24 protein-coding genes are annotated in these 23,658 nt (G+C 32.8%); 12 read left to right on the top strand and 12 right to left on the bottom strand.

What is annotated here, in order from left to right:
• The first annotated feature begins 48 nt into the window (after window positions 1-48).
• Window positions 49-576: a DUF84 family protein gene (locus V6M85_RS05265; RefSeq protein ID WP_338603898.1), complete on the top strand. Its 528-nt coding sequence runs from the start codon at window positions 49-51 to the stop codon at window positions 574-576.
• Here V6M85_RS05265 and V6M85_RS05260 read toward each other — a convergent pair.
• Together V6M85_RS05260 and trxA are read right to left on the bottom strand one after the other, a co-directional pair.
• Window positions 557-1,207 carry a hypothetical protein gene (locus V6M85_RS05260; RefSeq protein WP_338603895.1) on the bottom strand — a complete coding sequence of 217 codons (651 nt, stop codon included), beginning with the start codon at window positions 1,205-1,207 and terminating at the stop codon, window positions 557-559. The genes V6M85_RS05265 and V6M85_RS05260 overlap by 20 nt on opposite strands.
• Before the next feature lie 9 nt (window positions 1,208-1,216).
• The gene (trxA, locus tag V6M85_RS05255) at window positions 1,217-1,630 is read right to left on the bottom strand and encodes a thioredoxin (protein ID WP_338603892.1); all 414 of its coding nucleotides are present in this window, start codon (window positions 1,628-1,630) and stop codon (window positions 1,217-1,219) included.
• 56 nt (window positions 1,631-1,686) lie between these two features.
• Here trxA and V6M85_RS05250 point away from each other — a divergent pair, with 56 nt between their 5' ends.
• Together V6M85_RS05250 and V6M85_RS05245 are read left to right on the top strand one after the other, a co-directional pair.
• Window positions 1,687-2,601: an FAD-dependent oxidoreductase gene (locus V6M85_RS05250; RefSeq protein ID WP_338603890.1), complete on the top strand. Its 915-nt coding sequence runs from the start codon at window positions 1,687-1,689 to the stop codon at window positions 2,599-2,601.
• Window positions 2,591-3,304 (top strand): D-aminoacyl-tRNA deacylase, encoded by a 714-nt coding sequence (locus V6M85_RS05245; protein WP_338603888.1) that lies wholly within the window; start codon window positions 2,591-2,593, stop codon window positions 3,302-3,304. Before V6M85_RS05250 ends, V6M85_RS05245 begins: the two co-directional genes overlap by 11 nt.
• Here the strand turns inward: V6M85_RS05245 and V6M85_RS05240 are convergent.
• Complete coding sequence (locus V6M85_RS05240) at window positions 3,269-3,901, bottom strand: 2,3-diphosphoglycerate-dependent phosphoglycerate mutase (protein WP_338603885.1); 633 nt, start codon at window positions 3,899-3,901, stop codon at window positions 3,269-3,271. The two genes, V6M85_RS05245 and V6M85_RS05240, sit on opposite strands and share 36 nt — an antisense overlap.
• 67 nt (window positions 3,902-3,968) lie before the next feature.
• On the opposite strand from V6M85_RS05240, the gene V6M85_RS05235 reads away from it, so the two are divergent.
• Together V6M85_RS05235 and V6M85_RS05230 are read left to right on the top strand one after the other, a co-directional pair.
• Window positions 3,969-4,943 (top strand): hypothetical protein, encoded by a 975-nt coding sequence (locus V6M85_RS05235; RefSeq protein ID WP_338603882.1) that lies wholly within the window; start codon window positions 3,969-3,971, stop codon window positions 4,941-4,943.
• A gap of 551 nt (window positions 4,944-5,494) precedes the next feature.
• Window positions 5,495-5,821 (top strand): hypothetical protein, encoded by a 327-nt coding sequence (locus V6M85_RS05230; protein ID WP_338603879.1) that lies wholly within the window; start codon window positions 5,495-5,497, stop codon window positions 5,819-5,821.
• Between the two features lie 12 nt (window positions 5,822-5,833).
• Here V6M85_RS05230 and V6M85_RS05225 read toward each other — a convergent pair whose 3' ends face one another.
• On the bottom strand, window positions 5,834-7,597 hold the full coding sequence (locus V6M85_RS05225) for an archaea-specific SMC-related protein (RefSeq protein ID WP_338603876.1): 1,764 nt from the start codon (window positions 7,595-7,597) through the stop codon (window positions 5,834-5,836).
• Window positions 7,598-8,182: 585 nt separating this feature from the next.
• Here V6M85_RS05225 and V6M85_RS05220 point away from each other — a divergent pair.
• Complete coding sequence (locus tag V6M85_RS05220) at window positions 8,183-9,103, top strand: nucleoside hydrolase (protein WP_338603874.1); 921 nt, start codon at window positions 8,183-8,185, stop codon at window positions 9,101-9,103.
• Here the strand turns inward: V6M85_RS05220 and V6M85_RS05215 are convergent.
• Window positions 9,083-9,493, bottom strand: coding sequence for a Fur family transcriptional regulator (locus V6M85_RS05215; protein WP_338603872.1), 411 nt, complete (start codon window positions 9,491-9,493; stop codon window positions 9,083-9,085). The genes V6M85_RS05220 and V6M85_RS05215 overlap by 21 nt on opposite strands.
• A 114-nt stretch (window positions 9,494-9,607) precedes the next feature.
• On the opposite strand from V6M85_RS05215, the gene V6M85_RS05210 reads away from it, so the two are divergent.
• The 3 genes from V6M85_RS05210 to V6M85_RS05200 all read left to right on the top strand — a co-directional run bounded on the left by V6M85_RS05210 (window position 9,608) and on the right by V6M85_RS05200 (window position 11,982).
• Window positions 9,608-10,093, top strand: a complete 486-nt coding sequence (locus V6M85_RS05210; protein ID WP_338603869.1) for a hypothetical protein — start codon at window positions 9,608-9,610, stop codon at window positions 10,091-10,093.
• Window positions 10,071-10,679, top strand: a complete 609-nt coding sequence (locus tag V6M85_RS05205) for a class I SAM-dependent methyltransferase (RefSeq protein WP_338603866.1) — start codon at window positions 10,071-10,073, stop codon at window positions 10,677-10,679. Before V6M85_RS05210 ends, V6M85_RS05205 begins: the two co-directional genes overlap by 23 nt.
• A gap of 487 nt (window positions 10,680-11,166) precedes the next feature.
• Complete coding sequence (locus V6M85_RS05200) at window positions 11,167-11,982, top strand: cation diffusion facilitator family transporter (protein WP_422398118.1); 816 nt, start codon at window positions 11,167-11,169, stop codon at window positions 11,980-11,982.
• A gap of 8 nt (window positions 11,983-11,990) precedes the next feature.
• On the opposite strand, the gene nurA is transcribed toward V6M85_RS05200, so the two are convergent.
• From nurA to V6M85_RS05175, 5 genes are all read right to left on the bottom strand, one after another.
• Entirely contained in the window at window positions 11,991-13,007 is a 1,017-nt protein-coding gene (gene nurA, locus V6M85_RS05195) for a DNA double-strand break repair nuclease NurA (protein WP_338603863.1), read from the bottom strand.
• Entirely contained in the window at window positions 13,004-15,607 is a 2,604-nt protein-coding gene (locus tag V6M85_RS05190; RefSeq protein ID WP_338603860.1) for an SMC family ATPase, read from the bottom strand. Before V6M85_RS05190 ends, nurA begins: the two co-directional genes overlap by 4 nt.
• Window positions 15,607-16,734, bottom strand: coding sequence for a DNA double-strand break repair protein Mre11 (gene mre11 / locus V6M85_RS05185; RefSeq protein WP_338603857.1), 1,128 nt, complete (start codon window positions 16,732-16,734; stop codon window positions 15,607-15,609). The genes V6M85_RS05190 and mre11 overlap by 1 nt, the downstream gene beginning before the upstream one ends.
• Entirely contained in the window at window positions 16,735-18,240 is a 1,506-nt protein-coding gene (herA, locus tag V6M85_RS05180; protein ID WP_338603854.1) for a DNA double-strand break repair helicase HerA, read from the bottom strand.
• A gap of 90 nt (window positions 18,241-18,330) precedes the next feature.
• Window positions 18,331-18,879 (bottom strand): rubrerythrin, encoded by a 549-nt coding sequence (locus V6M85_RS05175; RefSeq protein WP_338603851.1) that lies wholly within the window; start codon window positions 18,877-18,879, stop codon window positions 18,331-18,333.
• Window positions 18,880-19,153: 274 nt separating this feature from the next.
• On the opposite strand from V6M85_RS05175, the gene V6M85_RS05170 reads away from it, so the two are divergent.
• Entirely contained in the window at window positions 19,154-20,659 is a 1,506-nt protein-coding gene (locus V6M85_RS05170) for an NAD(P)H-hydrate dehydratase (RefSeq protein ID WP_338603848.1), read from the top strand.
• Here the strand turns inward: V6M85_RS05170 and V6M85_RS05165 are convergent.
• Window positions 20,651-21,100 (bottom strand): peroxiredoxin, encoded by a 450-nt coding sequence (locus tag V6M85_RS05165; protein ID WP_338603845.1) that lies wholly within the window; start codon window positions 21,098-21,100, stop codon window positions 20,651-20,653. The two genes, V6M85_RS05170 and V6M85_RS05165, sit on opposite strands and share 9 nt — an antisense overlap.
• An 82-nt stretch (window positions 21,101-21,182) precedes the next feature.
• Here V6M85_RS05165 and ppcA point away from each other — a divergent pair, with 82 nt between their 5' ends.
• Window positions 21,183-22,718 carry a phosphoenolpyruvate carboxylase gene (ppcA, locus tag V6M85_RS05160; protein WP_338603842.1) on the top strand — a complete coding sequence of 512 codons (1,536 nt, stop codon included), beginning with the start codon at window positions 21,183-21,185 and terminating at the stop codon, window positions 22,716-22,718.
• Complete coding sequence (locus V6M85_RS05155) at window positions 22,715-23,524, top strand: ATPase (RefSeq protein WP_338603839.1); 810 nt, start codon at window positions 22,715-22,717, stop codon at window positions 23,522-23,524. The genes ppcA and V6M85_RS05155 overlap by 4 nt, the downstream gene beginning before the upstream one ends.
• On the opposite strand, the gene V6M85_RS05150 is transcribed toward V6M85_RS05155, so the two are convergent.
• Window positions 23,521-23,649 carry a DUF1641 domain-containing protein gene (locus V6M85_RS05150; RefSeq protein ID WP_338604614.1) on the bottom strand — a complete coding sequence of 43 codons (129 nt, stop codon included), beginning with the start codon at window positions 23,647-23,649 and terminating at the stop codon, window positions 23,521-23,523. The genes V6M85_RS05155 and V6M85_RS05150 overlap by 4 nt on opposite strands.
• Window positions 23,650-23,658: the final 9 nt, after the last annotated feature.

Below are 23,658 nucleotides of genomic sequence, written 5' to 3'. Positions count from 1 at the left end.
TTTTAACGATTCTTGAATCTAAAATAAGTCAAAGGGAGATGGTTCCACATGACTATAGTAGCTTTAGGGAGTAAAAATCCTGCAAAGATTGAGGCTGTAAAAGAAGCGTTAAAGATCTTAAAATTAGATTGGAATTTGATACCAGTGGAGATAGATAGTGGAGTCAGTAAGCAACCCTTTTGTGACGAAACATATATTGGTGCCAGAAATAGATCTTTAAATGCTATTAAAGCAACGGGCGCGGATATAGGAATAGGGATAGAAGGTGGAATTTGTAACGTGTATGGGAAATTCGTAGCTTATGCAGTAGTTTACGCAATGACCAAGGATGGTTTAGAGAATTTCGGTATTTCAGCCTCATTTGTTTTACCTAGATCTATTGTTTCTTTAATATTTCAAGGTAAGGAGTTAGGCGAGGCCTCAGATATAATATTTAATACCAGTAATAGTAAGGTAAGAGAAGGAGCAGTTGGACTATTAACAAATATAATTGATAGAAAAACATTATACGTTCAACCAGTTATTTTTGCCTTATATCCAATATATAATAAATCTATTAATAATATTCTTTTTTGACTAGTTTTATAAATAATTCTCCGATCTCTTGAAGTTTTATTGTATCATGTTCTGACGGTCTTGGAATTGTAGCTAAAAACACACCATAATCTTCATGATCTCCCTCATCTTTTCCCCTTGGCTCACCATAGATCGAGAATATAATAAAATCATCTACCTTGCTTATTATTTTTCTTACTGCAGAATCAATTAAGGCGTAAATTTTGCATTTATCAACGTTATTCTTATGTAAAAGCCTATCTATAGCTGTTATTGCTGCTATTACTGGTTTATTCTCTATTGTGTCTGAAATAGCTTGTAATACCTTATTAACTTCTTCTTCAGCGCTTATTGACTCATCATATGGAAGGCTAAGATAGCCATATGTGGGATTAGATATTGGTATGTTTAAAGCAATGGCATCTGTATCTTTAATGAGCTTTGGTTTTTCTAAGTTTAAATCAGTCTCATATGATTCTTTTATTTCTTTGAGGTTTAACACAGACATCCATGAGGTCCAAGGAAATTGTGGTTTTTTATTTAAAATTACCCCCCTATACGTACTGTTGAATAACGTAAATAGTGTCCTTGGGTTACATTTCATAAAACTACTATAACTTAATCCATCTATGCCAAGTAATAGAGGATTCATTTTTCCACCTTAATCTAATAGCATTCTTATTCGTGCTTCGATCTCTTCTCTTGGGACAGCGCCTAAAATTTGATCCACTGGTTCACCATCTCTGAAGAACATAATAGTTGGTAGGCTCATTATCCCATATTTCATTGCTATATCAGGATTCTCCTCAGTATTTAGCTTTCCAAACGCTACTTGTGGATAATCACTAGCTAGTTCCTCCACTATTGGCGCTAATATAAGGCATGGAGCGCACCATTCTGCCCAAAAGTCGATAACAGCAATTTTATTCTTTGCTATAAAATCATAAAATGTCTTAGAATCCAAGTGCTTTACAAGTTCCTTTTGCTCCTTTTCTTTTTCCTTATTGCTGATTATTTGTTGCACTTTTTTAGATAGGATTTTTTGTAATTCTGGGTCATTTAGTTCGTCATTCATAAGAGATAATATATAATATTCATTTAAAAAGTTTTTATCTTATAAAGAAATTGGATATGACGAAACTTATAGTTGTAGGTAGTGGGATAACTGGTTTATTGACTGCTATGATGTACAGTGGAGACGTCCTAATCTTGGAAAAAGACAAAAATATAGGTTTTAATTCTAAAGCCAGTTTATGGTCGATAATTCCACCTCTATGTGGTAGTCATGAGGAAGATTGTGAAAAAAGTATAAGATTTTATCAAGACATATGTGAGAAATATGGTATCTACTGTAAAAAGACTCATATTTTGAGAATCTCGAACACAAAACTAGGAGGAAAGATAATAGACAAAAATGAAATAAAAAGATTAGAACCACAGTTGGAGATTCAAGAAGCAGAATTTTTTAATAATGGATTTTTCGTAGAAGGAGAAGAACTATTTGACTTATTGAGTACTGAGTTTAACATAGATACGAAATGCGAAGTAAATGATATTGTGGTACGAGATAATGAAATAAAGTATTTGATTACAAACAAAGGTGAAATAAAAGGCGAATTTTATATCTTCGCTACCGGTTTCCTTACTCCTAAATTATTCTCGAAATTAGGGATAGAGGTTAATTTATATAAGGGTCATTTAATAATCACTAGGAAAACTGGTTTGAACGGTATCCTTATTGTTAACAATAGAATAGCAGTAGAGGGAAGAAACTTATATCTCGATGGTGATTCGAAACCAAGTATGTCCCCAGATATAGATTATAGTGAGGTATCTAACACAATTAATGAAATAGGTAAGGTACTAAAAATAGATACTAGTAATTTTGAAATACGTGTTGGATTTAGGAGTGTGAGTAAAGATGGCGAGCCTATAGTTAAGAAAGTTTACTCCAATGCGGTATTAATAACTGGATATAGATTTGGATTTGCATTAGCACCATTACTTGTCGAAAAAGCATTAAAGATGATTAAGAATGGACATTAGATTCATATATTCTAGTTTAGATCCAGTTGGTGTCACAATAAAGAGGCTTGGATATGGGTTTGAAGAAATTAATGAGGAAGTTACGGACTTTCGTTATGATAAAGGAGATACCATAATTATTTTTTCTAGGCACCAAAGCAAAGCTGGGGTGCCATCTTTAACCGTGCATTATCCTGGAAATCCAACTGAAGAGACGATGGGTGGTGAGCCTAAAAAACTAGGAATTGCTATTCCTAGACTATTTGTGTCAATCTTAAGGGAAGTGAAAAAGATAGATTTGGATATCGAGAAAGTCATGGAGGCAACTCATCACGGTCCTACATATCAGCACGTTCCAGTAATATTCGTAGAAGTAGGTAGTGATAATAATTATTGGACTAACGAGAAAATAATTAAAGCTTTAGTCGAAGCAACGCTTAAAGGCATAGATAAAATGAATTATGTGGAATGCAAAAGTTATGTTGTGGGTTTTGGTGGTCCCCACTATTCTAAACTTTTTACTAAATTTGCGGATGAAAACTGTATAGGACATGTGATTTCTAAACATTATATTGATAAACTTAGCGATAACGTAATAACTCAGACAATTACTCAATCTACAGACAAAATTGATAAGATTGTTATTGATAGTCTAAATTCTAGGCAAAGAGAGAAAATCGTAAGTGTTCTAAGGGTTTTCAATATTAATATTGAGTTTAGATAATATCTGAATAGTCAACATTGGAGAACCAATACTAATAATTTTGCAATTATCTATATTATTTTCGCATTTTAGTATAGTGAAACTAGCGTTTGGTATTCTTATTCCCCATCCACTTATATCGTCCATTCCTAACAGATATGCAATTATTGCTCTTATGGGGTCTGAGTGAGATACTGCTACTATAACGTTGTTATCCTTATTTATAATGGATTCTAGGAAGTTTTTCATTCTTCTAGTCATGTCCTCCCAGCTTTCCAATCCTTTTATTTCGATTTGTTTTTTTACAACTTTTAATTTCCAATGATCATTTGGATCAAATACAGTGTTATTTAACTCCCCTAGATATCTTTCCCTTAATCTTTGGTCAACTATTGGGAAAATTCCTATAGTTTCGCCTATGATAAGAGCAGTTTGATATGCTCTTAAAACTGGACTCGTATATATTTTTTCAACTTTAACTTTACTGAGTTCTTTTCCAGCTTCTTTTGCCTGTTCTATCCCTTCCTCTGTGAGAGGATAAGAGTTAATATCGTGACTAAGTACCTTATTAACATTAGATGTGCTTTGCCCATGTCTGATGAAAACAACTACAGTCATTGTTAGTTGTTATTGTGTTCTTGTTTATTAGTTTAAACTTAAATAGCATAACGAAGGAATAAGTAGTGTGGTTTCATTATTTAAAAGGAAGAAACAAAATGACTCTGGGAGCAGTGTGAGAGTACTTTTTACCTCTGATCTTCACGCATCACATACTGTTTTTAAAAAATTTATAAATGCAGGAAAGATTTACAAAGTAAATGGTCTAATAATAGGCGGAGATATAGCTGGTAAATCTTTAGTACCTATTATAGACCTAGGAAATAACAAGTACAATGTCCAAGATAAGATTATATCATCAAATGAATTAAATGGACTTATCGAGAAATTTAAAAGTGAAGGAACATATTACGCTATACTAAGCAAGAGTGATTATGAAGAAGCATTGCAAAATAAGAAGCTTCAAGACGAACTATTTAAAAATGCCATTATCAGTACAATTCGTGAATGGATGAGAATAGCTGAGGAAAGGTTGAAAGATTATAAGATACCAATTTTTATAAACCTTGGAAACGATGATCCAGAATACTTATTTGATACACTAAAGGAAAGTGAGATATTTAGAGTAGGTGAAGGAGAGATTTTTGACTTTAATGGATACGAAATAGTATCATACGGCTACGTCAACCCAACACCTTGGAATACGTTTAGAGAGAAAAGGGAGGAGGAAATTTATAAGGATTTAAGCAAAATAGTATCCAGAATTTCAAATTACTCAAGGGCAATTTATAACTTTCATGCCCCACCCTACAATACTAACTTAGATAATGCTCCACTTTTAGATGAGAACCTTAAACCTGTAGTGAGAGGAGGAGAGATAGTATATACCCACGTTGGTTCCAAATCAGTAAGAAAAATAATCGAGGAAACTAATCCGTTATTAGGCCTGCACGGTCATATACATGAATCTAGGGGATTCGATAAAATTAACAGTACGTTAGTTATCAATCCTGGAAGCGAATACAGTAGTGGTCTTCTTCATGCAGCTTTAATCGTATTGGAAGGCGAATCAGTTAAGGCTCACCAATTCATTTTAGGTTGAATTATCTTGTGGGATTCTTGTAAATACTCTCTAAATTAAGAATTTAGTATAGTTTACACTTAGCTTGTAACTAATACACAAAAATAAGGTTAAAAATTTCTGTTGAAATAATTTCCGTAAAATCATATTATGTGCTTTTAGTAAGATATCTATTAATGACCCACTCCCAGTGTTCCTGAATAGAGTGGGAAAAGTTAAGATACTGGATTTTTAGTTTTCCTCTAATGGGAGTAAAAAGGATAGGTTGAAAAATCCACGACCTTAACGAACTCTAATTCTTCATGGTAGCAATAACGTTCTAAATTGCGATAGTTTACAAATACTCCAAAAGAATATAATCAGAGTTAAAATATTTGGATCTAACAATTTTTTAGACCTTATACAGAGTTAACTTCTGTGGCTAGCTATTTTATTTTGCTCTAAAGTTATGGAGTGGTATATTCGTTTTATAACCATAAATTATAATAAGTTCAGATTAGGGCTATTAAACATGGGAAATTGATCTAAGTGATGACCAATACTTTTTTTAAGGTTCGCACTTTCTTCTAATTATGATTATATTTTATGCAATAGGTGAAAGGGAAAGGGCAAAAGAACTTGTAAGAATAATAACGAAAACAAGATGGAAAACTATTTCTAAACATGCCATAAAAATAGCTAGCTCATCCATAGGACCTTCAGTGGTTATATTTAAGCCTACGATGGCAGGCTTAGCTGTCGCACTATGGTTAAAGCAACGAGCAGAAGAATTAGGAATGACATCGGCCGTAGGCTGGTTCCAGCCTATAACCCAAACGCCTCCTCAGGTAGAAGACGCAATAAGAACTGATTTAAACAAGATATTAATGAAAAAATTGGAGGTTCCATGGTCTCCATAAGGGGAAAAAGAATTAACTGGAAACCTCTATTTGCTTAGGTGGTATTGTTTTTATTTCAGTGGTTTCACTACTCTTAGTCACTATCACGTAATCTGCTATTTCCGTGAGGTATTCTAACAAGCTATTAAATCTCTTTTGATCAAATGTCATTGCAGATTCATCAATTATAAAGTATGGCGTTTTGAAGTACGCTCTTAGCGCGCTTAGTACCAATATTAGAGCTAACGTAGTTCTCTCTGAGGAAGAGAGTTTCTTTATATCTATTGTCGCTCCCTTTCTTTTCACAATTAACCTATAATTACCATCAATTTCAGCTTCCATATCAAATTCAAATCTTCTTAGTAATTGATTAGATATTCTATTGAATTCCTCTCTAGCTCTCGTTAATCTCCTTATGTACTCTACTTGTAACTCATCCACCTTCTTTTGTAACTGCTCTATATGTTCTTCTTTCTCTTTTAGCTCTTCTAAAATTGACGATGGAACTCCTAGTAATTGTAATTCGTATTCGTATTCTTCTCTCTTCTTTCTCAATTCTTCTATTCTTTTTAGGATACTTGTAGAGTCATCTGAGGTAACTATGGTCCCTGATAGTGACTCGTTTTTGTTGAATCTCTCTTCTGTTTCTCTCCTTTGTCTTTCTAGGTCATCAATCTGGAATTTGACGGAGCCTATTCTGTTAATTAATTCCTCTCTCTTTGCTTTCAACTTCGCTATATCATTTTCCATAGTCTGTAATTCCTTTAGTCTAAGTTCTATTTCTTCTTTCCTTTTTTGTAATCCTATTATATCATTACGTAAGCTGTCCAATAGCGATGTTTTCTCTCTTAAGTCTCTTGATATTATTTCAGCTCTTACTTTCCATATGCTGGGATCCACTTTACTTCCACAAACGTTACATGTATCTAGATGATGTTTATCTGATTCCTCTACTTCCTCTAATACTCTTTCAAGTACTTTAAGCTCTATTTCTAGTTCAGTTCTGTCATTGGTCTTCAACTTAAGCTTCTCATTTATTTCATCAAGCTCTTTTTGTAGTTGGTTCTTTATTTCAGGAGAAACTTTACTTTCCTTATTTTGAATCTCTTCTTCTATCTTCTTTAATGCTAATTCTAGATTTGCTAACTCATCTTTTTTAACTTTTATCTTGTTTAATATTTCATTTATCTTGTTTTGTCTAGTCATAGTTATTGTGAGTGTTGTTTTAGCTACTATGTTACTACTATTTTCCCTTTCTTTTTCTAATTTGTCTATCTCTTCATCTATTGCTCTAATTTTAGTTTGTATTTCTCTTATATTATTATATTTCTTTTGTAAATCATCTCTTGCTGTTATTTCGGCATTTAGTAGTTTCTGTAATTCTTCTTTCTTGGATTTTATTTCATTTATTTTTGATGTAGCAGATATAAACCATTCTATGTTTCCATCTCCAGATAATATCTGCGTTACCAATTTATTCTCTGGGGAAAAGTACGTTAATAGTAAAGCTCTATCATCATCCATGATTAAGTTCTTCTCCTCGTATAATCCGTTTTTTGCTCTTCTTATTCTTCTGTAATATAGCTTATTATCTAAATTTACTTCCACATAACCATTATCAGCAAAAACATAAAGTAGATCTTCTGCCTTAATGCTGGATGTTAGTAGGGATACTAAAGCTCTTACTAGCGAAGTCTTACCATAGGCATTTGGAGCTTCATAAGTGGTTACTCCTTTCTCCAATTCAAGGCTATATTCTTGTGTTATTCCTCCTATATTAAATACTCTAACCTTCATCCAGTGGTATTAAAGATGAAGTAATATAAAAATTCTTTCATACTTTAGAAATGAGACTTCTAATCGTATAGCGTAGAAGAAATATTTATTTTTAAAGAAAATTATGAAGAGGTTTTAAATCTGAATTATAATAGCATATTTCTATAATAAGAAAATACTCATATTATGCAGATTATACAACAGTTAGAAAGCAAGTTAGTTGTTGAATGCTTTGTGGGGTATTTGTAAAGTATCTGGTTTGGAACGTTATTTTTACTATAGAGAGAATATGAAAAAGTAACGTGAGTTTTGAAAAACCTCCAACAAAGTAGTCGTTGAACAATTAAAATCTAAATTTATTTATTTTTTGTCCCTTAGGTATTTCCCAATTATAGGCTTTGTGTACTATTTATAAGCTGAACGTAAATTTTACTTCATCCACTGATATAGGAACTAATGTAAATTTATAAAAGTCTCCAAATTCAAAAATCACTGTTTAACCCTTAATTGCTCATTTAATCTTAGAGGTCAAGTTAGTATACCATATAAACTCGTTAATCAACTATTGAAAGTTAAGTATTAAAATCTTTATAAAGTAAAAGGATTATGACTAGGAAAGTTATACTTGATTCGGATACAGCAAGTGATGATACGATAGCTATATTGCTTGCATCTAAGTATTTTGAGCTATTAGGTGTCACAATAGTTGCTGGTAATGTGGATTACAATCAAGAAGTCAAAAATGCTCTTTTTACATTGGAATACATAGGTAGGCAAGATGTTCCAGTATTTTTAGGTTCGCAAAGGCCTATTCTGGGAAAGTGGAGGACGGTTGAAGAAGTCCATGGAAGTAATGGGATGGGTGAATGGAATTATCCTCAACCTACTAAGCAACCTGAAAAGGAACATGCTGTTGATGCTATAATTAGATTATCTAAGGAATACTATGGTGAATTAGAGATACTTGCAATATCCCCTTTAACGAATATTGCGTTAGCCTATTTAAAGGATCCAAATATTAGTAAAAGAATAAAAAAGATTTGGATAATGGGAGGAGCTTTTTCGAGGGGTAATACTACTCCTATAGCCGAATTCAACTTCTGGGTAGATCCAGAGGCAGCTAAAATAGTTTTGAATGCGGGTTTTGATATAACTCTCGTTCCTTGGGAGACTGCAGAATTGTATGGGGTCTTATCTGAAGAAGATTGGAATCATATATCAAGGATAAATACCAGGCTTTCAGATTTTTTCATTAAGGTAAATAAGACGCTAAAAGAGTATTCGAGTAAAAATCAAGGTGTTATGGGAAGTATTCATCCTGATTCGTTGACAGTTTCATTGGCTTATGACAATTCGATTATATTAGAGTCTTCGATGAAACATGTTGATGTTGAATTATGTTCAGATTCTAGAGGTGCCATGTTGGTAGACTGGTACAATTTACAGAGAAATATGGTTAATGTAGAAATAGTGTTAAAAGCTGACAACAAAAGATTTAAAGATATTTTATTTAGCGCTCTTTACTAGTTTTGAACAATCAGCGTAAACGATGATATTTACGTTTTTAACATCTAACCCCGTTTTATTAAGCTTTTCCATAAAATTGTCAATTTCGATTTCCAAATCCATGATCATATTAGAATCCGTACAAAACACATTAATATGTGGTTTCCTATTAATTTCGAACCAAGTTATTCCATTTGCTTCAAAGGAATTTAAGATTCCAGCTTCCTTTAATGTTTCTAATGTATTATACACTGTAGATAAGCTTATACTAGGTTCGGTTTTCTTAAGTTCCTCATAAATTTGTTCTCCACTGAAATGTCCTCCTTTCATTATGAGTTTTAATATTGCGATTCGCTGTGGTGTCACTTTGAGATTTCTCTGCCTCAAGAGGTTTGCGAGATCTACTTCCATACTGTACTCATTTCTATCTTGGAATAATTTAAAATTTCTCCTATCTGCAATGTTACGATACAATAAGGTTTGAATTAATTTAGGTTTATAAAGTTAAGTGAGTATTATATAATAATGCAAAACTTCAGAGAGTTATCAATTGACATAGTCTTGTCTCATAAAATAAGGAACTATGACCAGATAGTAGCTGAGGGTACTAGAAAGCGCGACTCTTGCGCATTTTTTATTTATGGTTATTGTAAAAAATTCTCATCTAAAAGCAAAATACTCGCCAGTTGGATATCTAATGGGAAAATTGTCCCCCACCCAGTTTTTTGTTATTTATGCCCATATTACTCGTTAAGAGATGATGAGAAAACCATAACCGTTGATCTTTTTGACATTTATTTAACATATAAGAATTTAAAAACACAAATTGAAAGAGAATTGGAATTTATTGAGAATAGACTCTCAGAATTCTCATTCTCTACATCTATTGCATTGAGAAGAAGAAGGGAAGACTTAGTGTCATTTCTAGATGATATTATCACTAAAATTAAAATACTAATGGAAGTAATAAAGGTGAGTGAGAGCAATTATGGATATAAGAACACTATTTAACGATCCAAAGAAATATAAGAGGTGGTACGAAGTCCATAATAAAATATACGAGAACGAGAAGAATGTAGTTAGAAGTTTTGACCTTAAAGATTGTTTGGATATAGGGTCAGGGCCAGATATCTTTCATGAGGAGATTAATGGTCACATAGTATCTCTAGATATATCTCTATTAATGCTTAAAGAGAGCAGAAGTGACGAGAAAGTTATGGCTGATGCGTTATTTTTACCGTTTAGGGACAAGGCGTTTAACTGTGTATTTAGCTCAGTGACTGTTTGCTTCATAGAAGATGTAAAAGCATTTATTAGAGAGGCGGTAAGAGTGGCAAAGGAAAGAGTAGTCATTTGTTTCATTGCTAGGGATTCTAAATGGGGTGAATACTATCAACAGCTAGGTAAACAAGGACATAAGTACTATTCTTACGCTCATTTTATATCTAGGCATGAATTTTACACTATTTTGGGTAATTTTGCGAAAATATCCAGAATTAGATCAACTTTAGAGGAAATTAACGAAAGCGAGCTTGAACCAGTATATAATGATGATCGTGGCTCATTTATATGTGTAGAGGGTATCCCTTTATTTTAGGAAGAACGTAAAAGGAAGAGCATTTTTGAAAGTCATTAATTCATAACAAGACAAAGTGTGAAGCTTTCATAAACTAGAAAGATATAAAGGTCTGGAAGTAGTATTTAAGTTAAGGGTCGGCAGGATCAGCCCCCGAGTGTCTATTAGGACTCGATGAAAGGGGCTCCGTCTAATAAGTGTTATGTTAGATTATCAGCTGAGTAATAAATACAATACTCCCAAGTATTCTATAAGATGTCTTGCTTTGTAGTGTGTATATCATTTGAAAACTAGACGATAATTCTATGAATAGTCCTGATAGAGAGAATAGCCTCAATTTTCAGAAAATCCACAAACTATTTCATTTTAAACTATATCCTAAATAAAAATTATATATGAGATAAAATTTAAAAGTAGCACATCTTAAATTTCTCTGATGATCTCCTGCTATTTATCTTAGGGTAAGCCTCAAAAAGACTTATTTATAATACATAACATACCTTATTGTGTGTATAGGACAATAATATTAATGTCTCTATCCCTTTTTATCTTAATTATTGCCTATCATGTTTCATCTAGTCCTTTAATACTATCAGAATTTTCTCATGTAATGATAGACTTTCTAACAGTTTTATTCTCTATAGCTATATTGAAAACTATAGGTAAAAATGAGACAAGAGAAGGAAAGTATACATATGGTTTACATAGATTAGAAGTTGTTGTTGCTATCGCTAATATTTTTGTGATAATTTTTCTTTCTGTAATTGTAGCGTACATTTCGATTATCTCGCTGATTAGAGGAGTATTAGATAATTCTATAGTGTTGATTATAACGTCTGCCATAGCTGCAATACTAACCTTTTTTGCGAAACCAAAAGAAAAAGATGATATAGGAAGTAGGAGCGTCTATGTCCATATTTTATCAGACTTCCTAGGATATGTTATAGGGATTATAACGGGTGCTCTTATCTTATTTATAGGTCTACGAGAATTGGATCCCATAGGTGCTCTTATCTTAGTTTTACTAAACGTCTCATTTTCCGTTCCATTGTTAAAAGAATCCTTCTTAATATTTATGGAAGGTTCACCAGTAAAAATAGATGATGTTCAAAACGAGTTGGCTAAAATTTCGCCCAATATACATCATCTTCATATATGGTCAATTTGTAACCATATGAGAGTAGCTACTCTTCACGTTAAGGTTCCACCAAATTTGACTATAGCTGAGGCTGACGATATGAGAAATTCGATTTATAAAGTACTTAAAGAAAAATATAACATTTCTCACATAACAGTTCAATTTGAAACTGATGCACACGATTAAATAACATTCTAGTCAAACTGAGTAGGCCACCATTCTATATTTTTATAAAGTCTACTTCCTATCATTCGTATTATTTTCTCCCTATCTGATTTAGAGAATCTAACATCGATATGTGCCTTCAAAAGTGGAAACGGATATCCCTTGACTGAAATACCACTTATGCTATCAATTATGTCTTTTGCAATATTTTCATCTATTCTACCAGTTATATCGATTCTTATTACTCTCTTTCCTTTGTCTAGTCTAGCGTAAAAAGTACTATACTCCATATTCTTCAATATTTCTACTTTATCATAATTCGAAACCTTCTCAGATGCAATATTTTTTACAATAGGATTTGAAAATCCAGTTTCCTCAGTAAATAATTCAAAAACAGTTATGTCGGGATAGTCTGTATCAAATAGATCTCTTGATCTGCTAGTCTTAGAGATCCATAATACTTTACCGTCATACTCTTCTATTATTTTACTAATGAGTAATTGGTTAGTAAGCGTTAGAAGATCTTTCATTTTCTCTTCATCTTTTAGATTAATTATGCTATCTATATCAACGTTTTCGACTAAATTTAATTCATCTTTAGAAAACTTCTGAATATCGACTTTTTTACCTATTTTCTTATTGAGACTACCATCCATTAGGACATAATCTCCAAGTTTTCCGTCTTTTAATGCTAACAGAAGTTCCAATGCTTCCATTAATAGAGAGATTCTTTCTTGTGCATCATTGCCCGGTTTAAAAATTCCTATCCTTCCATCTTCACCTAATGGTTTAACTCCCCCTTTATCTCCGATTACTGATTCCGCACCGACGGCATATATTATTCCTATTCTCATAGCTTTACTGAACGAACCACCATCTACCGCCACGAATTCTAATTGACCTAATTGAGTGTTAGGAGTGTAGTTATTCCAATACTCTTTGATTTTTTCTTGTATTTCTTGTTTAAGATAATTTGCTGTATTATAGATTTGATTTTTTATTTCGCGTTGATTTTTTATTAGCATATCATATATTTTTCTTATCACGTCTCCTCCCTCACTATACTCTTATTGCCTCTTTTCTCTACACGGATAACATAATCGCCAGCTTGTAGGACTTCTTCATCATGAGTTACAACTATTATTTGAGGTACACTTTCTTTTGCAGCTCTAATCAATTCAATGAGATAGGTCTTTCTCTGATCATCTAAATGGATTGTGGGCTCGTCAAGAATGAAAAAGTTTGTATTAGTCATCAAAGTTTTTGCAATAGCTAGCCTCAAAGCGATTGCCAATGCTATCTTTTCACCGCCACTTAATGCTACAATTGGTAAAGTATCTCCATTATTAGTATAAACAATTATATTTCCCGTTCCTCTACTGCCCTTTCCAATTTTTGGAGTTATCTCTATTTCGACGTTCTTTATTGACAAATCAAATTTTGATATTATATCATTTAGATTGTTTTCAATTACTTGTTTAGTGGTCATAACTATATAACTCTGTAATCTCTTTTCTCCTAATGCCGTTCTTATTTTTTCCAATTTATTAATGGCTTGTTCAATTTTATCTTTATTCATTAGCTGTCTTTCATAATTTTCTATCTGATTAACTAAACTCTCAATGTCCCTTTTCTCGCTATGTAACTCTCCTTCAATCCTGCTTATGTCATTCCTTCTTTCATTAATTTCCTTCTCTAAATTATCTATTCTACTCTTCAGCTCATTATACTCGTTCTCACTGAACTGAATATTTGCTAGCTCGCTCTCAAGTTTTCTTATTTCGTCTTCTAATGAAGCCCTTTGTTGAAGATATGTCTCCAAAGCGCTTCTTTTCTTTTTCATGTCTTCTAGTATGTCTTTCTTCTTCTCTAAATTCGATATTTTTTCTTGTAAACTCTTTTTATCGAATCCTCGGATCTCATTTTCTAAAGATCTTAATTTCTCTTCTAATTTATTTTTCTCGTTCAACAGAGATTCTAATCTCTGCTTCTTATCAGCTAGTTTACTTTCATCATATTTAGACAGTCTTATATACTCCTCATAATCACTTTTCAATATCTCTAATTCCTCTGTAATACTTTTCATTTTCTCCTCTATATTTGTATAAGTTGCAATCTTTAATCTTAGGCTTTCTATTTCTTTTTCAAATTCATCCATTTGTCTTTTCATATCATCATATTTAGCTTTATTATTTGATAGTATCTTATACTCACTCTCAGCCTTGTTTAGTTCTTCAATAGTTTCATTTAATTTCTTGTTCAAATCACTCTTTTTTTTCCTCAATTCTAAGATAATAGCTTTAGTTTCCTCTACTATTTTTACCTTGTGATATTCATCAAGTGACCTACCACATACTGGACATGTATTCCCCTTAATTTGACTAATGTTCCTTACTAATTCTTCTTTTTCATTTAGTGAGTTATTAACTTCACCTAGTTGTTGCTGGAGATGCGATTGTTTCTCTCTAAGCTCCTTTATTTTGTTTTCAAGTTCATTTATTTTATCAATTCCTCTAGTTATCTCATTAATTTGTTTTTCTAGTTTTTCTAAAAGACGAATTTTAGATTCTAATTCACTTTTTAATCTTATATAATTTCTATAGTCAGCGTCTACTTTCTTCTTTTCCTCTTCCAAGTTTTTATATCTCAGATATTTATTTTCAAGTTCCTTTTTTCTAGCTATAGCCTTTTCAAACTCTTGTATCTCCTCACTTAGATCCTTTATATTAGATATAATGTGTCTGTTATTTTCAAGTAACGCCTCATAATTGTCTAACTTAGCTTTTATTTCTTTTAACTTATCGAGTTCTTTTACTTCGTTCTCAATATTCTCGAGATTCTCAGTTTCCTTTTTTAATCTATTGATTTCTTTGATTACAGAGTTCAGAGTATTTCTTTTTTCTTCTAAGCTAGTTCTTAACTCTATATATTTATTTCTCTTTGCATCATATTTCTCAAATTGATCTCTAAGCTCATCTAAATTTGTTTCAAGAGTGTCTAGCTCTTTATTTAATTTTTCTCTTTTTTCTTCTAGCTCCTTTATTCTCCTTTGCTTTTCCTCTAATCTCTTTTTGTCACTTTCGTACTGTTCTTTTATGGTATCTAGCAGTTTAAGTTTATTTTCTAGATCCTTCCTGAAACTAACTATTGGTCCTCTAGTGTCTGTGAGCTTCTCAATGGACTCGAGTTTTAGTATTTTGCCTATTACTTCTTGGAAATCGTCTAAGATTTTATCTAATTCTCCTTGTTTTACTATTATTGTTGATAGGGCAATATCTTTATCAATCCCTAGAATTTTCTCTAACTCTTCGGATACTTTCTTTGCTGAATATGCTAATGGCTTCCCATTCTTTATTAATCCATCTTCTATCGAGCTATTACCTTTACTTATATTTCTATCAATTATTATTTCGTCTCTCTCATTAAGCAAATGTAATTTTATACTAGCTCTATTAGTACCTTTTCTAATTAAATTGTCGATAGTTCCTCTACTATGCTCCCTAAATAGTCCAAAAACTATTCCATCTATTATTGAACTCTTACCAGCACCATTTTGTCCTATTATTACGTTTATTTCTCCTTTAAAATTAATTTCATTTTTTTCATGACTTAAGAAGTTATTTAATATAATCTTACTGATTCGCATTAATCAACACCGCTTATTTTCTTTAGTATCTCGATTACAGTTTCCTCCGAATCAACGTTCTTTATCATTTGTAAAATTAGATTAGCTTCGTCTTCATTGAATTTTTCATACTTGGTTAGATATTCAAGTATTATTTTGTCCAATCCCTTTTCTTGTGGTAAAGTATAGGTTATATTGTTAATTGATTGTGAAGTTTCATCCTTATATATTCTGTAATATAGCACGTTATCATTTAATACAAGTAATTCTCTATTTAGTAAATCTTTTCTTATTGTTTCTCCTCTCAAAATGATATGAATTATAGGTTTTTCATTTTCGTTTTTTATCTCATTTTTTATCTTCTCAATCTCATTTTTCAAATCCTTCGTATTTATAACAACAACTTTTTGCTTTCTTATCTTAATATTTATTTGCTGAAGATTAGGTAATTCCTTTGAAAAGTCTACTAGATACGCTCCTTTTCCAAAATTTTCATATCCTTCTATCTCTTCTTCTCTCATAATATCGGGAGAACCAGCTATCGCTATGATTGAACCATCCTCTTGGATAAGCTTCCATCTTGTATGAATATGGCCTAAGGCATAGTATCCGAAACCCTTAGGTAAGTCACCTAGTTCTAATTGCCAGGAGCTTTCATAAGGTAACATCTGCTTTACACCTTGATGTAGAAGTAGGATGCTTCTATGAGAGGTAGGTTTTAAGGAGGACAAAATCTCCTTTAGTGCGGTTTTTGAAATAGTTGGAATGTGTGGAATACCATAAATTTCTAAGTTACCTAGAGTATATGGTTTTTCATAAGTCATCATTTTTATCAGATCCATTTCGAGTAATATCGAGTGAGGAACTAGGAATCCAGACCTTTTAGGTCTATCGTGATCACCTGGTATCGATAAAAACGGAATCCCAGCTTCCTTTAAACGTTTTAAGTTCCTTACTGCTTCCACAATAGCGTTAGTAGAGGGATTTGAAACATCAAATAAGTCCCCAGAATGTATAACTGCATCGACATGTTCCTTTATCGCTATGTCAATTAATTGCGAAAATGTATTGTAAATATCCTTCTCTCTTTCAGCAAGGGAATACTGCCTCTTTCCCAAATGTGTATCAGAGATGTGAAGTATTAACAATTACTCTTCACCTCCGTTAATACCAAAATTAGCGAAACCTTTAGCGATTTCTTCATGCTCTTGTTCAATTTTCCACTCGCCTATCATGTCTGGATCTGTACCAAGTAATCTTCCTTCAAATTTATCTATTTTTACAATAGCTGGTAACTTGACAATCTTTCCAATTATTATTGCTTCTCCTACATCTAATGAAGAAAGCTGTTCTGCTAAATCCTCACTTAAGTTATCACTAGATTCTAAAACGTATTTCTTATCGGTAGGTTCAACTATTTTTAAAATAATCTTATTTGTCATCTGGCTTAATATATTTTCGTCTAGCCCCTTAGGTCTCTGGCTAACTATAGTTAATCCAACACCGAATTTTCTACCTTCTCTGGCTATTCTCGATGCCCAATATTTCGTTAATGTGTTATCATTTTTAGAGAGGAATACGTGTGCCTCTTCGATGACAGTGATTATAGGGAATTTAAGTCCACCAGATTTCTTTCGTTTAAATTCCTTTCTTGCGTCCAAGATTCTTCTAAGATAATGAGATACTATTGCATCCATTGAATCTTCATCCAGTTGTGTAAGACTCACAACGTTTACTTTTCCTCTTCTAATCCTTTCAACTATATCAGATGAGGTAAGATCTATTACATTCGAATACCTATCTGTAAATTCCTCGAATTTATTCAATACTTCTTCTTTTGCATTCCCTCTTTTATCGGTTCGCCCTTCTTCTTCCAATTTTTCCTTCATTAAATCATAAAATTGTTGATTAATTTGCGTTAAAGCTATTTGTCCCTCCTTTAGTTGTTTTTTAATTTCTTCAGTTGCTCTTGTAAATGCCCTCCTTAAAATCCTATATTGTATAATAGCATTGTCTCTTATTTCTAATAGTGTTGCAAATTCCCTAGGAGTCATGTAAAGTGGGTTCAGTTTAGGTTCTATCTGATTTAAATTCTTTATATCACTGTCATAATACTCTCCGTGATAGTCAAAGATGATTACAGATCCTCCAAGCTCAGAAATTCTTTGTGACAATACCGCTACGGTATTAGATTTGCCTGAGCCTGTAGCAGCTAAGATTGCCAAATGTCTTGCTAAGGCATTTATATTTAGTTTTACTTCTACATTTTTACCTACTAATGTTCCTATTCTAATTTGTCCATCTCTAGAGTAAATAGTTTTTAACTCATCTTCTTCAGCTTCTCTAATTGGCGTTCCAGCGAAGGGAGGTATATCGGGCATTAAACAATAATTATTTATATCGCACAGTAATTTTACTTTTGCCTTAGTATATACGGGTATACTGTTATTGAACTGTTTTAATTTTTGAACAATTTCTATATCATTCATATTATCATCGAGCATTGAACTACCTCTCGTAACACTCGTTATTAATCCTAAGGCCTTTATATTGTCGTACTCCAAGATTACATAAGTTCCTAGTCTAACTGGTTTTTCTGCTAGCATCAACGCTTCCTGCGTAGTAGCTTGCCCAATTACGTAGCCAATTATCATTATGCTATTAAATCTACTATCTTCCTAAAATGGATTTCCCCTTATAATAGTGTAATACCTAAAAAATGAAAAATATAAGAGAATATAGCTTTAAAGAGCCTTCGCTACAGTTTTTATAGTTTCAGAAATTTTCGCTTCTTGTTCAGCGAATGCACATAGCATTTTTTCTATATCTTCGTGTCCTTCTTGTTTTGCTGTCATTGCAACCTTATTGTACTCACTTATATGTTGCATATCCTCTTCTTTTGCCATACTCTCTAGCACCTTGGAAACTCTTGCAATAGTTTCAGCAATCTTAGCCTCTTGATCGGCAAAGCTACATAGCATTTTTTCTATATCTTCGTGTCCTTCTTGTTTTGCTGTCATTGCAACCTTATTGTACTCACTTATGTGCTGTTCTTGTTCCTCTTTAGCCATCTCGCTTACCATGCCTTGTAGTTCTTGATGTTTTAGTAATGTTTCAAAAATTGCCTTTGCGTGTCCTAACTCCACTAATGCCTTTTCTCTTAATGCCTTTGCCTCCTCCTTTTTGCCTAACTGTTCCAATTTTTCAGCTACTAGCATTAATGACATGAAATCTTCTGCATTTGCCTTGAATAGTTCCTTTAAACCCATTTCGGTTTCCTTTCCTAATACCATTTTACGCACCTATTTATTATAACGAAGTGAGAGTTAATAAATTTTGATTAGAGACTAACATAATACACTTACCATATCATTCCAAATCATATAATAATATAATAGTAAGATACTAGAAATCATTAAAGAATATGAGACCAATAACAAATAATAGAAGCTTTCTCTAATATTTAAACTTAGCTTAGTACAGTGATGAATAACTCCAATCCTGAAAAATGATGTAGTAACTCGCGACTGAACTCTATTTATACTTAAAACGAATTATTGATAATGTATGATCTCAGTAAAAGAGATGAGAGCACTTGAGATAAATAGTACCGCACTGGGTGTACCTACATTACTCCTAATGGAAAATGCAGGAAGATCTGTAAAGGATGAGATTGTAAGTAGGTTTGATGTAAAAGATAAGATTATTTACGTATTCGTAGGCCATGGTGGTAAGGGTGGCGACGGTTTAGTTGCATCTAGGCATTTAGCGGGTGAAGGAGCGAAAGTTACTGTAATCTTATTAGGTGAGAATAAGCATGAAGACGCATTAACAAATCTTAATGCAATAGAAGAAATGGATTACTCTATCACTCTTATCGAACCAAGGGAGATAGACGAACTGAAACCAGTTTCAGCTGATGTTCTAATAGATGCTATGTTAGGTACTGGGTTTTCTGGTAGGCCTAGAGAACCTTTTAGAACAGCTATAAAAGTTTTTAATGAAAGTAAGGGCTTTAAGGTTTCTATAGATGTGCCATCTGGCATAAATGCAGATACAGGAGAGGCCTATGAAGGAGAGTATATAAAACCAGATCTGGTAGTTACGTTTCATGATATGAAAGTAGGATTGCTGAAATACAATTTTCCTACAGTAGTAAAGAAAATAGGTATACCCATTGAGGCTGAAATATATGCAGGTCCCGGAGATGTTATGGTTAATATACGTAATCGTCCTTATTACTCTAAAAAAGGAGATAATGGTAGAATATTAGTTATTGGGGGAAGTTATACTTTTAGTGGTGCTCCAACCTTAGCTGCTATGGCCGCGCTAAGAACTGGGGCTGATCTAGTATATGTAGCATCACCCGAGGATACAGCCAAAATAATTGCTGGTTATTCACCAGATTTAATTACAATCAAATTACAAGGGAAAAACATCTCACCTAGTAACTTTGAGGAGCTAAAATCATGGATAGATAGAGCTGATGCTGTAGTTATAGGACCAGGAATGGGTTTGGCTGACGAGACTGTTGAAGCTTCCAAACTAATTGTAAGTTATTTAAGGGAAAAAAATAAATTAGCTGTAATTGACGCTGACGCACTTAAGGCTATAAGAGGGTTCGAATTATATGAGAATGCAGTAATAACTCCCCATAGTGGAGAATTTCGGATATTCTTCGGTGAAGAACCTAGTAAAGATATGAGAGATAGAATAAATCAAGTAGTAAGAGCTGCAAAAAAGTGTAAATGCACTGTCTTAATTAAGGGATTTATAGATATAATTAGTGATGGTAAAAGATTTAAATTAAATAAAACTGGAAACCCCGGAATGACAGTAGGAGGAAGTGGAGATACCTTAACTGGTATAATAGCTACGTTGATGGCTCAAAAAATCGAACCATTTGTAGCTGCATATTTGGGAGTTTTCATAAATAGCTTAGCTGGAACTTTAGCATATAATAAATTAGGTCCACATCTAATGCCCACTGACATCATTAATGAAATCCCAAATGTGATAAACAACCCATTGGAATCATTTAAAAGAAAAGTTTATAAAAGAATTCTAAGATGAATTTGCCTTTTTTATTACTTCTAACGATTTATCCGCATGCTCTTCGGCTCTTTTTAAATTTTGCAAGATGTCTATTATTTTGCCATTCTCATCTATTATGAAAGTAACTCTTTGCGCACTAGTTCCTTTTTCATTTAGTACACCATAAAGTTTTGATATAATTTTTTGATCATCAGCAACTATTGGGAATTTCGCTCCATATTTTTCAGCGAACTTTTTTTGTGTATCAATTTTGTCCACACTAACACCGATTACTTCTGCGTTTAATTTTTTAAATTCATCATAAAGTTCTGTAAATCTCTGTAACTCTCTTGTACACCCACTTGTAAAGGATTTGGGATAAAAGTATAATACAACCTTTTTTCCTCTATAATTCGATAATTTGAGTTTTCCAATAGTCGATTCTGCCTCAAAATCTGGTGCATATTCCCCTACATTCATACTAAAATAACATATACTCTATTTCGAATTTAAAGGTTTAGATAACAAATTTTAAATATATGCCGTATATGCTTTAGGTAAAATGAGACTTATACCAAGAACTATGTCAACACAACATCCAGATAATGCTAAGGTACCAGAATGGGCTAAGAGTGAAGTCATAGAAGGAGAGGATGAGGTTAAAGAAGCATTTCTAGCTTATAGTATGTATGGAGTTCAAGAAGTGATGTGGGATGCAGAGGGCAAGGATGTGGATACTCATGTCGTTAGGAAATTGCTATCAAATTATGTTGAATACTTTAAGGAACATGTACTAGGTAAAGACTTATTTTTGACTTATAGGCTTCCTAATCCTAGAGTTGAGGGTGCTGATAGAAAAGTCTTTGCTGAAACTATGGAGAGTATACCAATAACTTATGATTTAGCGGAGAAGTTTTACGGAAATGGGGTAACGATACCTGTTTTTGAGGTAATTTTACCGATGACTACTAATCATTTAGAATTAATTAATGTTGCTAAATATTACGAAAAGGCAGTAGCTAGTGAGGATGAATTAGAGCTTTACAACGGCACGAAAGTTAAAGATTTAGTAGGTGAGATTTACCCTAAAACCATAGAAGTTATTCCCTTAGTTGAAGATAGGGATTCCCTTCAGAATATAGATAGTATAGTGGAGGGATATTATAAGGTTATTAAGCCTAAGTACATGAGAGTATTCTTAGCTAGATCAGATCCTGCAATGAATTATGGAATGGTATCTGCTGTTCTCTCTGCAAAGATAGCGCTTAGCAAATTACATAAGCTTTCAGAAAAACTAAATCTACCAATATATCCCATAATTGGCGTAGGTTCTCTTCCCTTTAGAGGTCACTTATCACCAGAAAACTACGATAGGGTTCTAGAAGAATATAAGGGAGTTTATACGTTTACGATACAATCCGCATTTAAATACGATTACGATTATGAAAAAGTTCGAAATGCAATCTCTGCAATAAATAACTCTGAAGTTAAACAAGCCAAGGTACTAAATCAGCATGAAGAAGATGTATTGAGAAAAGTAACTATTCTGTACACTCAGCGTTATCAACCTATTATCGAAAGTCTGGCCAACGTGATAAACGATGTTGCGGTATTACTTCCTAGGAGAAGAGCCAGGAAACTTCATATAGGGCTTTTTGGGTATTCAAGAAGTGCTGGAAAAGTAAGTTTACCTAGGGCCATATCTTTTGTTGGTTCATTGTACTCTATAGGGATACCGCCAGAACTTATTGGGATTTCATCCTTAGCTAACTTAACAGAAGAAGAATGGGATGTATTTAAAGAGAATTATATTAACTTTAAACATGATTTACAATCAGCCTCGAGATTCTTTAACTGGGAATCATTGGAGTTGATTAAGGATATATGGGGCGTTAATGAGGAAGTAATAAAGAAAATAAAAGAAGACATTAATTACGCGGAAGATGTTATAGGGTTAAAATTAGGTGGTGTCGAATACGATAGTAAGAAGCATATTCTATTATCTTCGCTATTTTTACTATCATTTAGAGAGAAAATCTTCCAAGAATCTAAGAAATACATATATGAGATGGCATTAATTAGAAAATCTTTGGGATGAGAGTACTAGTAAATGGGTTACTTTCTTTGGATTCAGGTAAGACAACATTTTCATTATCTTTGCTTAGGCTATTTGATCAAGTTGGACTTAAGTTTTTTCCGCTAAAGCCAATAGCAGGTCATAACGCATGGTATAGCTTTAATACTCTTATTAGGAGTGAGGAACTTGGAGTGTTAGCAGGGAACGATGCTTTAAAATATTTTGATGAAACTAAGTATGATATAAGGCAAATAAACCCTTTCGCTGTTTTATTTGTCCCAATAGATCTGGAAAAGGTAAACTATAACGTATCTCTTTATAATATGATCATGGAGTATGGGTTTCCATATCTGATAAGAATAAGTAACTGCAATGACGCTGCAGATAATTATCTTGTAAATAATAACGCCTCAGCCTATATATCTAAATCAATATTGAAATTCATAGAGAATTTAGCTTCAAAATTTAACGCTAAGCCATCAGATAGGATGAGAGAAATCATAGATATGTCCCCACAATTAGTAGAGAACTGTATTAGTGAGACATTTAGGAAATATGAGAATGTCATAATAGAGTCTTATAATGATTCTGCATCTCCCACTTATTATTCGTCAAACGTAGACTACGTATTCATAGTTGCTCCAGCCAAGGCTTTTCTAGTTAAAGGTGAAGAGTTTAAGAAGGCTATATCTTTGTTTTCAATTCCTCCTTGGAATATTAGGGTTTCCACTCTAATGAAATACCTAAGAGTCGAAAAAAGCTATGAAATAGACGTAGGAGAAAGAATAGCTAAAGAGGAAATTATAGATACGCTTTTTAAATCCTAACCATTCTTCTCGACTTCATAAGCTAATCCATTTTCTGCAACGTACAATTTTCCAATATGTTTAAGCACAGATACTACTACTCCTAATCCTCTTTGGATATCTGGATCTTTTAATAGTTTGTAAATTTCCCAAAT

Source organism: Sulfolobus tengchongensis, assembly GCF_036967215.1.
Classification (GTDB): Archaea; Thermoproteota; Thermoprotei_A; order Sulfolobales; family Sulfolobaceae; genus Saccharolobus; species Saccharolobus tengchongensis_A.
Note: the sequence above shows the minus strand (reverse complement) of the source record. Positions and strands in the feature narration are given on the sequence as shown.

Bases quoted from the DNA above. Each gene is read 5' to 3' on its own strand.
- V6M85_RS05265 (WP_338603898.1), top strand. From the start codon at position 49: ATGACTATAGTAGCTTTAGGGAGTAAAAATCCTGCAAAGATTGAGGCT.
- V6M85_RS05260 (WP_338603895.1), bottom strand. From the start codon at position 1,207: ATGAATCCTCTATTACTTGGCATAGATGGATTAAGTTATAGTAGTTTT.
- trxA (WP_338603892.1), bottom strand. From the start codon at position 1,630: ATGAATGACGAACTAAATGACCCAGAATTACAAAAAATCCTATCTAAA.
- V6M85_RS05250 (WP_338603890.1), top strand. From the start codon at position 1,687: ATGACGAAACTTATAGTTGTAGGTAGTGGGATAACTGGTTTATTGACT.
- V6M85_RS05245 (WP_338603888.1), top strand. From the start codon at position 2,591: ATGGACATTAGATTCATATATTCTAGTTTAGATCCAGTTGGTGTCACA.
- V6M85_RS05240 (WP_338603885.1), bottom strand. From the start codon at position 3,901: ATGACTGTAGTTGTTTTCATCAGACATGGGCAAAGCACATCTAATGTT.
- V6M85_RS05230 (WP_338603879.1), top strand. From the start codon at position 5,495: ATGATTATATTTTATGCAATAGGTGAAAGGGAAAGGGCAAAAGAACTT.
- V6M85_RS05225 (WP_338603876.1), bottom strand. From the start codon at position 7,597: ATGAAGGTTAGAGTATTTAATATAGGAGGAATAACACAAGAATATAGC.
- V6M85_RS05220 (WP_338603874.1), top strand. From the start codon at position 8,183: ATGACTAGGAAAGTTATACTTGATTCGGATACAGCAAGTGATGATACG.
- V6M85_RS05215 (WP_338603872.1), bottom strand. From the start codon at position 9,493: ATGGAAGTAGATCTCGCAAACCTCTTGAGGCAGAGAAATCTCAAAGTG.
- V6M85_RS05210 (WP_338603869.1), top strand. From the start codon at position 9,608: ATGCAAAACTTCAGAGAGTTATCAATTGACATAGTCTTGTCTCATAAA.
- V6M85_RS05205 (WP_338603866.1), top strand. From the start codon at position 10,071: ATGGATATAAGAACACTATTTAACGATCCAAAGAAATATAAGAGGTGG.
- V6M85_RS05190 (WP_338603860.1), bottom strand. From the start codon at position 15,607: ATGCGAATCAGTAAGATTATATTAAATAACTTCTTAAGTCATGAAAAA.
- herA (WP_338603854.1), bottom strand. From the start codon at position 18,240: ATGATAATTGGCTACGTAATTGGGCAAGCTACTACGCAGGAAGCGTTG.
- V6M85_RS05175 (WP_338603851.1), bottom strand. From the start codon at position 18,879: ATGGTATTAGGAAAGGAAACCGAAATGGGTTTAAAGGAACTATTCAAG.
- V6M85_RS05170 (WP_338603848.1), top strand. From the start codon at position 19,154: ATGATCTCAGTAAAAGAGATGAGAGCACTTGAGATAAATAGTACCGCA.
- V6M85_RS05165 (WP_338603845.1), bottom strand. From the start codon at position 21,100: ATGAATGTAGGGGAATATGCACCAGATTTTGAGGCAGAATCGACTATT.
- ppcA (WP_338603842.1), top strand. From the start codon at position 21,183: ATGAGACTTATACCAAGAACTATGTCAACACAACATCCAGATAATGCT.
- V6M85_RS05155 (WP_338603839.1), top strand. From the start codon at position 22,715: ATGAGAGTACTAGTAAATGGGTTACTTTCTTTGGATTCAGGTAAGACA.